12 protein-coding genes and 1 tRNA gene are annotated in these 15,547 nt (G+C 65.2%); 7 read left to right on the top strand and 6 right to left on the bottom strand.

The annotated features are described in order from the left end of the window. The first annotated feature begins 31 nt into the window (after positions 1 to 31). Positions 32 to 2,185 (top strand): thiamine pyrophosphate-dependent enzyme, encoded by a 2,154-nt coding sequence (locus NKG95_RS16110; RefSeq protein WP_353041465.1) that lies wholly within the window; start codon positions 32 to 34, stop codon positions 2,183 to 2,185. Then, on the top strand, positions 2,178 to 3,767 hold the full coding sequence (locus NKG95_RS16105) for an indolepyruvate oxidoreductase subunit beta family protein (protein WP_353041463.1): 1,590 nt from the start codon (positions 2,178 to 2,180) through the stop codon (positions 3,765 to 3,767). Before NKG95_RS16110 ends, NKG95_RS16105 begins: the two co-directional genes overlap by 8 nt. A gap of 26 nt (positions 3,768 to 3,793) precedes the next feature. On the opposite strand, the gene NKG95_RS16100 is transcribed toward NKG95_RS16105, so the two are convergent. Further along, positions 3,794 to 4,051, bottom strand: coding sequence for a hypothetical protein (locus NKG95_RS16100; RefSeq protein WP_353041461.1), 258 nt, complete (start codon positions 4,049 to 4,051; stop codon positions 3,794 to 3,796). A 245-nt stretch (positions 4,052 to 4,296) separates the two neighbouring features. Between NKG95_RS16100 and NKG95_RS16095 the strand changes: the two genes are divergently transcribed. Both NKG95_RS16095 and NKG95_RS16090 read left to right on the top strand, forming a co-directional pair. Further along, positions 4,297 to 6,981, top strand: coding sequence for an ATP-binding protein (locus NKG95_RS16095; RefSeq protein WP_353041459.1), 2,685 nt, complete (start codon positions 4,297 to 4,299; stop codon positions 6,979 to 6,981). Positions 6,982 to 7,281: 300 nt separating this feature from the next. Beyond that, positions 7,282 to 7,908, top strand: coding sequence for a LysE family translocator (locus NKG95_RS16090; RefSeq protein WP_352815788.1), 627 nt, complete (start codon positions 7,282 to 7,284; stop codon positions 7,906 to 7,908). 35 nt (positions 7,909 to 7,943) lie between these two features. On the opposite strand, the gene NKG95_RS16085 is transcribed toward NKG95_RS16090, so the two are convergent. Continuing rightward, positions 7,944 to 8,019: transfer RNA gene (locus NKG95_RS16085), tRNA-Thr, on the bottom strand. 383 nt (positions 8,020 to 8,402) lie between these two features. On the opposite strand from NKG95_RS16085, the gene NKG95_RS16080 reads away from it, so the two are divergent. Then, positions 8,403 to 9,560, top strand: coding sequence for a hypothetical protein (locus tag NKG95_RS16080; protein ID WP_353041457.1), 1,158 nt, complete (start codon positions 8,403 to 8,405; stop codon positions 9,558 to 9,560). Position 9,561: 1 nt separating this feature from the next. Here NKG95_RS16080 and NKG95_RS16075 read toward each other — a convergent pair whose 3' ends face one another. Both NKG95_RS16075 and NKG95_RS16070 read right to left on the bottom strand, forming a co-directional pair. Further along, complete coding sequence (locus NKG95_RS16075) at positions 9,562 to 11,163, bottom strand: cisplatin damage response ATP-dependent DNA ligase (protein WP_352548794.1); 1,602 nt, start codon at positions 11,161 to 11,163, stop codon at positions 9,562 to 9,564. A gap of 226 nt (positions 11,164 to 11,389) precedes the next feature. After that, entirely contained in the window at positions 11,390 to 12,400 is a 1,011-nt protein-coding gene (locus NKG95_RS16070) for a ligase-associated DNA damage response exonuclease (protein ID WP_352857398.1), read from the bottom strand. A gap of 108 nt (positions 12,401 to 12,508) precedes the next feature. Here NKG95_RS16070 and NKG95_RS16065 point away from each other — a divergent pair, with 108 nt between their 5' ends. Continuing rightward, a complete protein-coding gene (locus NKG95_RS16065; protein ID WP_353041455.1) occupies positions 12,509 to 13,453 on the top strand; it encodes a class I SAM-dependent methyltransferase in 945 nt (314 codons plus the stop codon). A 55-nt stretch (positions 13,454 to 13,508) separates the two neighbouring features. Continuing rightward, positions 13,509 to 13,865: a hypothetical protein gene (locus tag NKG95_RS16060; RefSeq protein ID WP_352548791.1), complete on the top strand. Its 357-nt coding sequence runs from the start codon at positions 13,509 to 13,511 to the stop codon at positions 13,863 to 13,865. Positions 13,866 to 13,872: 7 nt separating this feature from the next. Here the strand turns inward: NKG95_RS16060 and NKG95_RS16055 are convergent, their stop codons facing one another. Next, the gene (locus tag NKG95_RS16055; protein WP_352548789.1) at positions 13,873 to 14,736 is read right to left on the bottom strand and encodes a prephenate dehydratase; all 864 of its coding nucleotides are present in this window, start codon (positions 14,734 to 14,736) and stop codon (positions 13,873 to 13,875) included. Between the two features lie 33 nt (positions 14,737 to 14,769). Continuing rightward, positions 14,770 to 15,498, bottom strand: coding sequence for a 3-deoxy-manno-octulosonate cytidylyltransferase (locus tag NKG95_RS16050; protein WP_353041453.1), 729 nt, complete (start codon positions 15,496 to 15,498; stop codon positions 14,770 to 14,772). Between the last annotated feature and the right edge of the window lie 49 nt (positions 15,499 to 15,547).

Here is a 15,547-nt window from a genome sequence, read left to right as displayed (position 1 = left end):
AGATTCCTGGCGGCAACGGAAGGAGCCCAAAATGGCCGAACGGTCTTTTGCCAAGGAAGTCGAAAAGCTCAGACTCGGCGCCGGCGAGGAGTTTTCCGGCGAGGGCATTCTGGCCATCACCAAGGCGCTGCTGCAATGCGGCGTCGGTTATGTCGGCGGCTATCAGGGCGCGCCGATCAGCCATTTGATGGACGTGCTGGCCGACGCGCAGGATATCCTGGGCGAGCTTGGCGTGCATTTCGAGGCAAGCGCCTCGGAAGCCACCGCGACCGCCATGCTGGCGGCATCGGTGCACTATCCGATCCGCGGCGCGGCGACCTTCAAGTCGACGGTCGGCACCAATGTCGCGTCCGACGCGCTGGCCAACCTGGCGTCCGGCGGCGTCACCGGCGGCGCACTGATCATCGTCGGCGAGGATTACGGCGAAGGATCGTCGATCATGCAGGAGCGCAGCCACGCCTTCGCCATGAAAAGCCAGGTCTGGCTGCTCGACCCGCGACCGAACCTGCCGTCGATCGTCAAGGCGGTAGAGGACGGCTTCGAGCTGTCCGAGGTTTCCAACACGCCGGTCATGCTGCAGGTGCGCATCCGCTGCTGCCATGTGCACGGCCATTTCATCGCCAAGGATAACAAGCGCCCGGCGATGACGGTCGCCGATGCGCTCGAGGCGCCGCGCCGCGACACCGGCCGCATCGTGCTGCCGCCCGCGTCCTTCCTGCACGAGAAGGAAAAGGTGCAGAAACGCTGGCCGGCGGCGGTGGATTTCATCCGCGACAACAAGATCAACGAGTTCTTCGGCCCGGAGCACGGCGCGGTCGGCATCGTCATGCAGGGCGGCATGTACAATTCCGTCATCCGGGCGCTGCAGCGGCTCGGCCTCGCCGACACCTATGGCGACACCGACGTGCCGCTCTATGTGCTGAACGCCGTCTACCCGCTGGTCGATGACGAGTTCCTGTCCTTCTGCGAAGGCAAGGACGCCGTCCTCGTCGTCGAGGAAGGCCAGCCCAACTACATCGAACAGGCCTTTGCCGCGATGCTGCACAAGGCCGGGCGCGGCACCAAGCTCGTCGGCAAGGAACATCTGCCGATGGCCGGCGAATACACCGGCCAGGTGATGCTCGACGGCTTCGGATCATTCCTGCGCGCCACCATCCCGCATCTGCTGCCAAGCGAGGTCCGCGCCCCGAACAAGATCGGCGACGGGCTCGACACCGCCGACCTGATCAACGTCGTCCCGGGCCGCCCGCCCGGCTTCTGCGTCGGCTGCCCGGAGCGGCCGATCTTCGCAGCGACCAAGCTGGTCGAACAGGAGTTGGGCAAGCACCACATCGCCTCCGACATTGGCTGTCATCTGTTTTCGATCATGCCGCCCTTCGAGCTCGGCGCCACCACCATGGGCTACGGATTGGGGCCGGCCTCGGCCTCGGCGTTCAATTCGCCCGATGCTAGGCGCCGCTCGATCTCCTTCGTCGGCGATGGCGGCTTCTGGCATAACGGCCTGACCTCATCGATCGGCAATGCGGTGTTCAACAAGAATGACGGCGTCATCGTCATCGTCGACAATTTCTATTCGGCCGCGACCGGAGGACAGGACATCCTGTCGTCCCGCGCCGGCAACAAGACGAAGTCGACCAAGCATCCGATCACCGAGGCGGTGAAGGGGATGGGCGTCAAATGGCTGCGCCACATCGACCGCACCTACGACGTAACCAAGATGCAAGACGCGCTGCGCGAAGCGCTGACGACGGACGAAAAGGGCCCAAAAGTCATCGTCGCCTCGTCCGAATGCATGCTCAACCGGCAGCGCCGCGAAAAGCCTCTGGTCGACAAGGCGATCAAGGGCGGTAAGCGGACGGTCAAGCCGAAATTCGGCGTCGACGAGGATATCTGCACTGGCGATCACGCCTGTATGCGGCTTTCCGGCTGCCCGTCGCTATCGGTGAAGTCGCTGGACGACCCGCTGCGCGACGATCCGGTGGCGCATATCGACGAGAGCTGCGTCGGCTGTGGCAATTGCGGCGAGGTTGCCGACGCGGCGGTGCTCTGCCCGTCCTTTTACCGCGCCGACGTGGTGCACAATCCGAGCCGCCGGGACCGTTTCCTGGAAGCGGCGCGCCGCGCCATGATCGGCCTCTTGCAGCGGCGCCGTGAAAGCCGGCGCCTGACATTCGCTGATGCTTGACGCTGTCCCATCAGCCCGTTCCAAGGCCGGCGCGCCGGACGACGAGCGCGTCATCAAGCTTGCCGTGCTGGCGGTCGGCGGCCAGGGCGGCGGCGTGCTGGCCGACTGGATCACCGACGTTGCCGAGCGCAACGGCTATGTCGCGCAATCGACCTCGGTCGCCGGCGTCGCCCAGCGCACCGGCGCCACCATCTATTACGTCGAGATGTGCCGCGACAGCGGCCGGCTGCCGGTCTTCGCGCTGTCGCCGTCGCAGGGCGACGTCGATATATTGATCGCCGCCGAACTGATGGAGGCCGGCCGCGCCATCATCCGCGGCTTCGTCACGCCGGAGCGCACGACACTGATCGCCTCGTCGCACCGCATCGCAGCTGTCTCGGAAAAGATCGAGCCTGGCGACGGCCGCGCCTCGTCCGCCAAGGTGCATGCCACGGCGGAAGCCGCGGCCAAGCGCTTCATCGCCTTCGACATGGAGAAGATCGCCGCCGACAACGGCTCGATGATCTCGGCCAGCCTGCTCGGCGCGCTGGCCGGCTCCGATGCCTTGCCGTTCACACGCGAGAGCTACGAGCAGGCGGTCAGTGCCGGCGGCCGCGGTGTGAAGGCCAGCCTCGCCGCCTTCGGCGCCTCCTACGATCGGGCGCGCGGCATCGCGAGTGCGCCTTCGGGCGATAAGACGGCACAGCCGGCAGCCGCTGAAACTGGCTCGGGCGCGGCGACAAAAGTCAGCGGCCCGCAAAGTCTCTTGCGAGGCTGGCAGCACCTGGCCGCCCGGGTCGATGCTTTGCCGGCTCCTGTCCGCGACATGGCGATGCGCGGTCTGAAAAAGGTTGTCGACTATCAGGACATCGCCTATGGCGGCGAGTATCTCGACCGGCTAGACCGGGCCGTCGTCCTGGACAATGCCGAACATGACTACGCGCTGTCGATCGCCGCCGCCAAGCATCTGGCCAATGCGATGTGCTACGACGACATGATCCGCGTCGCCGACCTCAAGACGCGCTCGAGCCGCGACCGACGCGTACGCCGCGAGGTCGGCGTCAAGGACGGCTCGGTCCTGCAGGTGACCGAATATTTCCATCCGCGCATTGAGGAATTCTGCGGCACGCTGCCGGCCGGGCTCGGCAGCTACATCGAAAGCCGGCCGAAGCTCGCCGCCTTCCTCGACCGCCGCATCAATCGCGGCCGCCACATCCGCACCGACAGTTTTGCCGGCTTTGCCGCATTGTGGTTCATCGGCGGCCTGCGCCGCTGGCGCCGCCGCCTGCTGCGCCACAAGATCGAGACCGCGCATCTCGAGCGCTGGTATGCGCTGGCGCTCGGCCAAGTCGGCCAGGACTACGCGCTTGGCACGGAGATCCTCAACTGCCGCCGGCTGATCAAAGGCTACAGCGATACCCATGCCCGCGCGCAATCGAAGTTCGACCGCGTGCTGTCGGCGCTCGACGTGGTCAAGGGTCGCCCGGACGCCGCCGACTGGATCAGACGCCTGCGCGAAGCGGCACTGAAGGACGAGAAGGGCGATATGCTCGACGGCGCGCTGAAAACCGTGGCGTCGCTGGGCGACACCTCGCCGAGCTGAGGCGCTCGTTCAACCCCGGCTGCAACTCAGTCTGTTGCCCATGTCGCCTTCGACGCGGCAGTCTGCAGGGCAATTCTGAGGCCAATGATCTCGGCGATTGCAGCCTCCAGCACCAGGACGATTGTTTCCTTTGCCACATCATCGAAATTTTCGGCGACATAGCTCAGGTCGCTTAGGACATCGTCTTCCTCTTCCATGATTTTCTCCCCCTGTTGAACGTCAGGCCGGAACGGCCGACGATGAGATAGGCTTTGGGCTGGATCGATGGAACGCGCTTCTTTCACGCTATCATCACGGAAGTGAGGCTATCCAGCCCGCTTCGCTAGGTCTTGCCGCCGCCTTGGTTGTCTGCCTGTTTTGTAGTCCTCATGCCTAGGGCGGCAGCAAACATATCGGCTCCGGGACAAATAACGCCCGCTTCCGAGGGGTGATTTGCCAAATCGCCGCGGTCATGTGAGGTCATGTGAAATGAGCGTGTTGCACTCATTGCCTACTGTTGTACCTTCAATATTCTGGAGGCGCGGGTTTGATGCTGCTTGAGCGAGAGGACCCACTTGGAGCTTTGTTGGCCGCGGCCGAGAGAGCTGCTGCCGGACATGGCGGGACCGTGCTGGTGCATGGCGAGGCGGGCCTCGGCAAGACCTCTCTGCTGCGCGAATTCGCGGAAAACGCCGACCGGGACTGCCGGGTGCTGTGGGGCTGGTGCGAGGCGCTCTTCACGCCGCGTCCATTGGGCCCTCTCCAGGACATGGCGCACTTGCTCGACCCGCGCGTGGCAGCGCTGCTTGAGGAGGCCGCAGCCCCGGAGCGGCTGTTCCCGGCATTGCTGAACGCGCTGCAGCGCGCCAAGGGCACGACCGTGCTCATCTTCGAGGACATGCATTGGGCGGATAATGCGACGCTCGACCTCGTAAGATATCTCGGTCGCCGCGTCTCCCTGCTCCGCACCATGCTGGTGCTCAGCATGCGCAGAGAGGACTTGAACGCCGATCACCCGCTGACCCACGTGCTCGGCGATCTTCCCGCCGCCTCCGTACGCCGCGTGACGCTTAAACCGCTGTCTCCCCAGGCGGTTACGATGCTGGCCGAACAGGCCGGCCGTTCCGCCGACGGGCTTTACCGCATTACTGAGGGCAATCCCTTCTTCGTTACCGAGCTCCTGTCCAGCAGCGAGACCGAATCGGCGCGCGTGCCCGATTCCATACGCGACGCGGTGTGGTCCCGCCTGTCGCGCCTGACGCCTGGAGAGCGCGACGTGCTGGAGGTCATGAGCATCATGCCGGGCAGCGTTGAGCCGTGGCTGATCCGGGCCCTTCTCGGGGACGAGACCGAAGCGCTCGTGGATCGATGCGTCGACCGTGGATTGCTGCGGCGGGACGATCAGGGCGCGCTGACATTTCGCCACGAGCTTGCCAGGGAAGCGACGCTCGACCGGCTCTCCCCCTCTCTGCAACGTTTGCTTCATTCCAAGGTCGAAGCGGCACTCTCGGAAGTTCCGGCGTCGCAGGCAAGCGCTCTGCTTTCGCGCCGCGTCCATCACGCCGGCGGCGCCGACAATGGCGAACGCGTGCTCGAACTCGCGCCGCTTGCCGCCAGGCAGGCCGCCCGCCTGGGCGCGCACCGGGAGGCGGCCTCGCATCTGGCGACCGCACTCAGATATGTCGACCAAGCCCCGCCGGAACTGGCCGCGCAGTTGCACGAGGACTGGGCGTACGAGGCCGGCCTGGCGCTGCTTGTCTATGATGCCATCATCGAGGCCCGGCATCACGCCATCGCTATCTGGCGGCAGCTGGACCGGGTCGACAAGATAGGGCTCAATTTGCGCTGGCTGTCGCGGCTGCACTGGCGGCGCGGCGAAGGCCCGCAGGCGGAAGAGTATGCGGACCAGGCCGTGCATGAAGTGGAAAGGCTGCCGCCGGGTCCCGAAGTGGCAATGGCCTACAGCACACGCTCGCAGCTCCACATGCTGCACTATCGTTTCGACGAGGCGATCGAATGGGGCGAGCGCGCGATCAGCCTGGCCGATCGGCTGGGTGAGGTCGAGACGCGCGTTCACGCCCTCAACAATGTCGGCACCGCGCTCATGTTCGCCGACCGTCCCGGCGGCCGTGAGCGGCTGGAGGAAAGCCTTGCCCTGGCGCTCGAGCACGGGCTCCACGACCATGCGGCGCGGGCCTATACGAACTTTGCGGAATGCGCGGTGGTGGCCAAGGACTTCGAGCTGGCGGAGCGGCTGCTGGCCGAAGGCATCGCATTCTGCACCAGGCACGACCTCGATTCGGCGGCGCAATACCTGCTCGGCCGGCAGGCGCAGCTTTGCATGGAACAGGGTCGGTTTCGCGAGGCCGCAACCATCGCTCAGGGCGTCATGAATGTGGAGCGCCTGCCGATGGTGATGCACTTGCCGGCGCTCACCGTGCTTGGCACGGTCCGCGTAAGGCTGGGCGAGACCGACGGCGTCGACCTTTTGCAGCGGGCCCTTGCGGAGGGGCAGACGACCGGCGAGCCGCAGCGTATCGTCCCGGTTCGCCTGGCGCTGACGGAGGCGGCCTGGCTTGCCGAGGATATCGGCGCCGGCCACGCGCAGCTTACCGAGCTGGCGGCCATGAACCTCGACAATTTCCGCCCCAGGGACCTTGGCGAATTGTCGGTCTGGTGGCGTCGATGCGGAATGCCCGGATCGCTGCCGGCGCTATCGGCGCCCATACCGTCGCCCTGGTCCGCCGAGCTTGTCGGCGACCCGCAGGCCGCCGCGGCGGAGTGGACGCGTTTCTCGCTGCCCTACGAGGCAGCACTTGCCCTCATGCAGGTTCGTGGGGCGGATGCCGGAACGGCGCTCGCTCGCGCCGTGGCGATGCTGGACGAGATCGACGCGCCCGCGGCCGCAGCGCTGGCGCGCAAGCTCGCGCAGCGTCAGGGCCTGTCAGGCCTGCTGCCGAAGGTGCAGCGCGGACCCTATGCGGCGGCCCGTCGCCATCCGCTCGGCCTGACACAGCACGAGCAGAAGGTGCTCGCCCTGATCGCCCAGGGCATCAGCAACAAGGAAGTCGCGCGACATTTGTCGCGCTCGCCCCGCACGATCGAGCATCACGTCTCCTCGCTGCTCGGCAAGCTCAACGCCGCAAACCGCATGGAAATCCTCCTGCGGCTGCGCGGCGAGCCGTGGCTCCTGACCGGCACCCATCCGTTGGAACCGCACCAGACGGGACCATGATTCCAGCCGATTCTGTCGGGATGGAACAGGCTCTGGGTAGTTCCCGCCGCGAAATTTCCGCGAAAACTGGGAAATCGACCGCCTAAAAATGGGTGGCGGTACCGATTTGCATGCCCGCCGCTCCGCGTAGGCTTCTGCTCGCAGCGTGGATGGACCTCCCAACACCACGACGCCTTCACGATCCGGGGGCGAAGGCGGGCAACGGCGGCGGTGCGGGGAACCGCCGCCGGCGTCCGGCGGCTGGGGCGCGACGGGAATTCCTCGCCGCTCTGTGATCGACGCAACGAACGGGAGGCTGCAATGTCAAATTCGCTTCTGCCGTCGACGGCCATGCTGCAATTCCTGGCGGCATATACGGTGATCATGATCACACCAGGCCCGATCGGGCTCGCGACCGGCAGCCTTGCCTCCCTGCACGGCTTTGGCAGGACGATTCCGCTCGTGGCCGGGATCGGCGCCGGAACCGCCGTGCTGGCGGTCCTGGTGGCGTTTGGCGCCGTTCATCTTTCCGGGTCGCTGTCGGTGCCGGCGGTCAAGATCGCCGGTGCGGCGGTCCTTGGCTGGATGGCCCTGCGCATCGCCAGAACGGCGCCGCCGGCCGCCGGCGACGAGCCTCAGAGACGGCAGGCCGGATTGTTTGCCGGCGGGTTTCTCATCAGCATTCTCTCGCCTGAAACCGCCACTTTCTTTGCCGTCGCCTTCATGGGGCTGATGCTGCCGATCCGGAATTCGAACGAGATGCTGATGGTCGCGGCCATCGTCGCCATCATCGACATAGGCTGGTACGGATTTCTGGCCGTCGCCCTTTCGCGTCCGGTCGTGCGCGCTGCCGCGATGCGGCATCATCGGGTCATCTGCCGGGCGGCGGGGGTCGTGCTGGCAATGCTCGCGCTCGTCTCGGCGGCGTCGGCCTTTCCACTCGGCTGAGCGCTGGTTGAAGGAGGCGCGCGGGATAGGTCGTTTGGTGCCGCTTGCGTGACTCGAACACGCGACCCCATCATTACGAATGATGTGCTCTACCAACTGAGCTAAAGCGGCCCGGGAAGCCGAGCTTCCAGGATGGGCTGGGTGATAGACGCAACCAGCGTTTAATTCAAGATGGTAGCGTTGAATTCAAGATGGCAGCCGCGAATTCAAGGACGAGGCTTGGCAAATCGTATCGGTCCCGGGCCGGGCGCAAGGGCAGCAGCCGCGCCGATCCGCCATAGGCCGTGCGACGCCGTTTCGCACGGCCGCCCCGACCGCCACGTTGCCGCCGTGACCGGAAAAGCAGCGAAAAATGTTGATTCCTTTACCGAAAACCGCCGAAATGAGCTTTGCACCCCTCGGCAAGGCAGAATGCGGCCGCTCGCTTGTTGATTGATTGGTCGCCTGCGGCTAACGATCATGACAATGTGAGTGAAATTGCAGAGGGAATTTGCTTGGACGCGATCGAAAAAGCGATCCGCAATGCCTTCGAGAAAGGCAATGCCGACGACCGGGCGTTTCGCGAGCGGGTCTATCGATCGGCTTTCGCGGCACTCGACCGTGCCCTGCAGGCCAATCCAAACGTCACCGTGGAGGTCGCCATCAAGCGCCGCAAGGCGGTCCAGGCCAAGATCACCGAAATCGAATCGGAATTCCTGCCGGCGGTTCCCGACGTCGCCGCGCCGACCGACAGTTTAGAGACAGCACCGGCGGTGGAGCCTCCAGCTGAAACCGAAGCCGAGCCCGTGCCGTCGCCCGATGTCGTCGTTGACGGTCCGGCGCAGCCGCCCGAATCCGATGCGCCTCGGTCGCGCGTCCTGCCGGTCGTCCCCGACATCATGCCCGATGCACCTGTTGCCGAAGTGCCGGTGATCGACATGGGGGCCTCGGCTCCGACCGAAGCCGACGTCGAAACCGACGATGCGGAAGTGACGCCCGACCGCGACGACCGGCGGGCGAGGCGGCGGCGCCTGCCTTTGACCGCGATCTTCCTCGGTGTGACGCTGCTCGCAGCCGCCGGCATCGGCCTTTATTTCGCCAACCAGACCGGCGTCTTCAAATCGGCAACCGAACTCGACACGGCGCCGCCGGAAGTGCCGCCAACGGTCGACGGCGACGATTTCACGCCGGATGACACCGCTTCGCCGCCAAAGCAGGGCGAGGAGGACCAGGCGCGCGACTGGATCAACGTGTTTTCGCCGGGCGACCCAACGCAGGTCAATGCGCCGTCGGACGCCAAGGCCGACGTTGTCCAGGACGAAAGCGGTTCCTTCCTGCGCATCCGCTCGGGCGCATCCGGCTCGGCCATCAGCTTCGACGTCGGGCAAGGCGTGCTGGAGAGGATCGCCGGCAAGCATGCCACATTCGACATCATCGCACGCTCCGAGGAGGGGCAGGAGACGCAGATTTCCGTCGACTGCAATTTCGGCGAACTCGGCGACTGTGGCCGCAAGCGCTATGCGGTCGGTCGCGAGCGCAATGAATATCTGTTCGACGTGCGCCTTCCCGACAAGCGTCCGGGCGCTGCCGGCACCATCGCCATCAATTCCGACTTCGACAAGCAGGGCAAGTCGGTCGACATCTACGAGATCCGCGTTTCAGTCCTTCCTTAAGTTAACTGTCGAGCAGCGCCTGCAGCGTCTCGATGCGGTCGGCTTCGGCCGCCGGCTTGTCCCAGCGCAATCGTGAAATGCGGGGGAAGCGCATGGCGACGCCCGATTTGTGCCGCGTCGAGCGGTTGAGCCCTTCGAATGCCACCTCCAGTACGAGGCCTTGTCTGCGGTCGGCACGCACTGAGCGCACCGGGCCAAAGCGCTCGATCGTGTTGTCGCGGACATATTTGTCGATCTGCCTCAGTTCTTCGTCGGTGAAGCCGAAATAGGCTTTTCCCACCGGCACCAGCTCTTCCGATCCTTCCGGCCCGGACCAGACGCCGAATGTATAATCGGAATAGAAGCTCGAGCGCTTGCCGTGGCCGCGCTGGGCATACATCAGTACGGCGTCGACCGTGTGCGGATCGCGCTTCCATTTGAACCAGGGGCCCTTCGGCCGCCCGGCCACATAAGGCGAATCCCAGCGCTTCAGCATGACGCCTTCGATGACCGGATGCAGCGGCTTGCGGCGCAATTCCTCCAGCGCCTGCCAGTTGGTGAATTCGACCAGCGGCGACAGATCGAAGCGGCTCGGATCGAGTGTCCTCACAAAGGCCTCGAGCCGGCCGCGCCGTTCGCGGAAGGGAAGTCCGCGCACATCCTCGTCGCCGATCTGCAGCGCATCGTAGCAGCGCATGAAGGCCGGGTATTGCTGCTGGATCTTGGGTGACACGCTCTTGCGGTTCAGCCGCTGCTGCAGGTCCGAGAACGTGCCCGTCGCCTGCCTGGGGTCTCCGACCAAAAGCTCGCCGTCGAGGGCGCCGGAAAAATCCATCGCCTCAGCAAGATCGGGAAAGGCGCCGGAGACATCGTCACCGGTGCGCGAATAGAGCCGGCGAATGCCGCCTTCGCAAACCGCCTGGACGCGGATGCCGTCCCATTTCCATTCGGCCGCGTAGTCGGCCGGGTCGAGCTTTTCGAGGTCGCCGTCACCGACGGCATTCGACAGCATCACCGGCCTGAACAGCGCCAGCGCCGTCTTCCTGGGTTTTTCCGCTTTACCCTCCAGCCAGGCGAACAGCGCGATATAGGGCGGCGTCAGGCCGTGCCAGAGTTCCTCGATTTCGGCGATTTCGACCCTGCCGAAATCAGCGAGCGCCTGCTTGGCCAGCCGCGCCGAGACGCCGATGCGCAGGCCGCCGGTGACCAGCTTTATGATGGCAAAGCGCGCCGAAGTGCTGGCGCTGTCGAGCAGCCGGGCCAGCACCTGAGGCCCGTCCGAACGGCTCGCCGCCTGCAGCTTCGCCACCACCTCGGCCAGCGTCGGCTCGTGGTTCGCAATGTCGACCGGCGCTTGCGGCCAGACCAGCGACACGGTCTCGGCCAGGTCGCCGACATAGTCGTAGGAATAGCCGAACAGCACCGGATCCATGCGCTCGACGACCAGCGTGCGCAGCATCGCCGGCTTGACCGCGGCGATGGACAGATCGCCGGTGATGGCCGCCAGCGCCAGCCCGCGGTCAGGATCCTCGACGCTGCGGAAATAATCGGTCAAAAGCGTCAGCTTGCCGTTGCGCGACGGCGTCAGCACCAGCCGGTCGAGAAGCTCGGCGAAGCGGTTCATGGGAGGAGCGCCAAGGGGGGAAGCTTGCGATCCTTCGCGCGCCCCTCTGTCCTGCCGGACATCTCCCCCACGAGGGGGGAGATTGGATGTCGCCACTGGTTTCGCCAATCTCCAGCGTTGAGGGAACGAGCGCGGCGCCAAAGCTGCCGATCTCCCCCCTCGTGGGGGAGATGGCCGGCAGGCCAGAGGGGGGCGCGACAGAACGCCATACCGGCGATTTCCACCATCAATCGCCCTCGTCCTCATAGCCAACCAGATGCAGCGGCCTGGCGGCGATGCCTTCGAGTTCGCACCAGCGCACCAGCGCCTCCTCGCGGCCATGCGTCACCCAGATTTCCTCGGCGCCGGTCTCCTTGATCGTCGCTGTCAGCTCGTCCCAGTCGGAGTGATCGGAGATGATCAGCGGCAGCTCGACGCCGCCCTGTTTGGCGCGCTGGCGGATGCGCATCCAGCCTGAGGCGAAGCACGACATCGGATCGGGAAAACGCCGCGCCCAGCGATCGGCGAACGCGGATGGCGGGCCGACGACGATGGCGCCGGCAAAGTCGCTTTTCGCGCCGCTCTCGACGGTCGCCGGTTCCAGTGTGCCGAGATCGATGTCCTGGCTCTGGAAATACTCGCTGAGCTTGGCCAGCGCGCCATGGATGTAGATCGGCTTTTCGTAGCCGGCATCGCGCAGCAGGCGCATGACGCGCTGCGCCTTGCCAAGCGCATAGGCGCCGACCAGATGCGTGCGTTCGGGAAACTGCTCGGTCGATTTCAGCAACCGGGCGATCTCTTCGCTATCGGGCGGATGGCGGAACACCGGCAGGCCGAACGTCGCCTCGGTGATGAAGACGTCGCATTTGAGTGGCTCGAACGGCTCGCAGGTCGCGTCCTTCTGGCGCTTATAGTCGCCGGACGCGACGATGCATGTGCCCTGATGCGCGACCTTGATCTGCGCCGAGCCCAGCACATGGCCAGCCGGGTGAAAGCTGACGGTGACGCCGTCGAGCGTGATCGTCTCGCCGAGCACGGCGGCTTGCGTCGTTCCGGCAAAATCTTCGCCGTAGCGCAGCCCCATGATGTCGAGCGTCTGCTGCGTCGCCATCACCGAGCGGTGGCCGGAGCGGGCATGGTCGGAATGGCCATGTGTGATCAGCGCCCGGTTGACCGGCCGCACCGGGTCGATGAAGAAATCGCCGGGCGGGCAATACAGCCCTTCCGGCCGGGGATGAAGCAGGTCGCTGGCGCGCATGGCCCCAAGATAGGCGCTAATTCCGGCGCGGGAAGCCTGTTGTAAGTCACTGCTGACTCCAGCATAGAGCGCAGGCCGGCCGCAAAACACCGGCGGAACCTGATCGCCATGAAACCGCTCCAGACTTCGTCCGGCGATCCGACCGCCGACCGCCGCGCCGACTATGCCGAAATGCTCCATGCGTCCGGCGATCATGCGGCAGCGTCGGAATTGCTGCTCGGCGCGCTCGAACTGGCGCCGCAATGGCCGGCCGGCTGGTTCCGCCTCGGTGAGATGCAGGAGGCGGCGGGCGCGCCCGATCTCGCCGCGCAGGCCTGGACGACGGCACTGCGGCTGGACCCGGCGGACAGGCTCGGCGCGGTGCTCAAGCTGCAATTGATCGGTAGGGCAGCGGCCGCCCCGGCGCCGCCCAGCGCCTTTGTCGAGACGCTGTACGACCACTATGCCGGGAGCTTCGAGGGTGAGCTGGTCGACAGGCTCGGCTATCGTCTCCCCGAATGCCTCGACCGCGCCATCCGGGCAGCGCGGCCGGGCCGGTTTTCGCTGGCGCTCGATCTCGGCTGCGGCACCGGCCTCATGGGCCAGAGACTGCGGCCGATCGCCGATCGGCTGGAGGGTTACGACATCTCGGCCGGCATGCTCAGGCAAGCGCGCGCCAAAGGCGTCTACGATCTGCTCGTCAAGACGGACCTGCAGGATTTTTGCTATTCTGGCCCGAAAGCCGATCTGGTGATGGTGGCCGATGTGTTCATCTATCTCGGCGCACTCGACAGGGTGGTGAACAAGATTGCCGGAATGCTTGCCGGCGGCGGTCTGTTTGCGTTCTCCGTCGAGACGCTCTCCGGCGGCGACCTATCTGGCAGCGGCGATTTCGCCTTGCAGCCGTCGCGCCGCTATGCGCATTCGCAAAGCTATGTAGAGCGGGTTCTGGACGCCAACGGCTTTTCGGTCCTGTCGCTGCAGGCAACGATTATCCGGCAGGATCGCCGCGAACCGGTCGAAGGGTTGGCCGTGGTGGCAAGCTTGCTTTCCGGCAGCGTAAAATCTGGCTAAGATTTCTGCCGCTGTGCATGAGAGGCGGCAGCTGCGAAAGACAAGGAGCACGTTCATGCGCTGGAACATGATGGTCTTGGCATCTTGCCTGGCGATGGCCGGCTGCGTCGGCAATTCGATGTCCGAACGGCAGGACGAAAACGTCCAGTCCTCGCTGCTATATGACAAGGTGCCTTGCGACCAATTGCTGGCGCAACGAAACGGCCTGGCGCAGCAATATCATTTGCCGGTGGACGCCAAGCCGTCCTTCTCCAACCCGGCGACGGGCTTCGGCCCGTTCACGCCGGACATGCGCTCAAAAGCCAAACGTGACGCCGACCAGGCAAGCGGCAAGATCGACGCCATGAACCGGTCGATCAGCCGCCGCGAATGCGGCAAGCCGGCCAGGCAGAACAAGCTCGGCCTGACCTGACCGGATCCTAATCCGCCACCTTCCATTGCTCGCGTGAGGCGCTGGCGGGATAGACGCCGAGGATGCGCATTTCGCGCGAGAAAAACCGCAACTCGTCGAGTGCCAGCTTCACCAGCGGATCGTCGGGATGGCCCTCTATGTCGGCGTAGAACAGCGTCGCCGTAAACGCGCCGAGCTGGTAGCTTTCCAGCTTGGTCATGTTGATGCCGTTGGTGGCGAAGCCGCCCATCGCCTTGTAGAGCGCCGCCGGCACGTTGCGGACGCGGAAGATGAAGGTCGTCATCATCTTGGCGTCGGCCGAGGGGCGTTCGGCCCATTGCTTGTTCTTTGTCAGCACGACGAAGCGGGTGACGTTGCTGTCGGTGTCCTCGACATTCTCTTCGATGATGTCGAGCCCGTAGAGGGTCGAGGCCAGCGCCGGCGCCAGCGCGGCCATGGTGCGGTCCTTCATCGCGGCGACCATCTTGGCGGCGCCCGCCGTGTCGCCGGCAACCGTCGCCTTCCAGCCGTTCTTGCGGATGTATTTGCGGCATTGGCCGAGCGCGTGGATGTGGCTGTGCACGGTCCTGATCTCGTCGCGCCTGACGCCGGGCAGCACCATCAGCTGGAAGTGGATCGGCAGGAAATATTCGCCGATGATGTGCAGCTTCGATTCCGGCAAGAGGTGATGGATGTCGGCGACGCGGCCAGCAATGGTGTTCTCGATCGGGATCATCGCCAGATCGGCCTTGCCGGTCTCGACCGCGTTGAAGGCGTCCTCGAAGGTCGGGCACGGCAACGGCTCCATCGACGGGAACATGTTGCGGCAGGCGGTGTCGGAATTGGCGCCCGGCTCGCCCTGGAAGGATATTTTGTTGGTCTTTTCAGGCATGCGCAGAGTCTCGGGAATTGGGGGAAGAATTTCTTAGTTGGAAAGGAGTGCCCTAGCGCGTTCGAGATCGTCCGGCGTATCGACGCCAAGCGGCACCGACTGCACGATCTCCGCATCAATGCGCATGCCGGCCTCGAGCGCCCGCAACTGCTCCAGCCGCTCGCGGCGCTCCAGCGGCGACGGCCTCAACGCAACGAAGCGTTCGAGTGCGGCGCGGCGATAGGCATAGAGGCCGATATGATGGTAGAGCGGGCCTTCGCCCCAGGGGGCGGTGGCGCGGGTGAAATAGAGCGCCCTGAGCCGCGTCGCCGAGAGTGGCGAGCCGACCAGCTTGACGACGTTCGGATTGGTCTTTTCCTCGTCGCGGACGATCTCGACGCAGAGCGTGGCGATATCGACCGCGGCGTTTTCGAAAGGCTTCAGCGCGGCGCCGATAACAAGGGGGTCGATGGTTGGCAGATCTCCCTGCACATTGACGATGGTCTCGACGCTGTTGCCAGGGTCGAGAATGGTCAGCGCTTCGAAGATGCGGTCGGAGCCGGTTTCGTGGTCCGCCCGCGTCATCACCGCCTCGAAACCATGCGCGCGCACCGCCTCCGCGACGCCTTGCGTATCGGTGGCGACGACGACCCGGCCGAGCCCGGCCTCGGCAGCACGGCGGGCGACGTGGACGATCATCGGAGTGCCGGCGATGTTGGCCAGCGGCTTGCCCGGCAGGCGGGTCGAGGCCATGCGGGCCGGGATCAGGATGAGGGTGGACATGAGGCGGGCAGGGGCTCGAAAAAGAGGAGGACAAAAGTGGCAAAAGGTC

It is taken from the genome of Mesorhizobium sp. M1423, assembly GCF_040317575.1.
Taxonomy (GTDB): Bacteria; Pseudomonadota; Alphaproteobacteria; order Rhizobiales; family Rhizobiaceae; genus Mesorhizobium.
The sequence above is the reverse complement of the archived record's forward strand: the minus strand, read 5'-3'. Positions and strand labels throughout refer to the sequence as shown.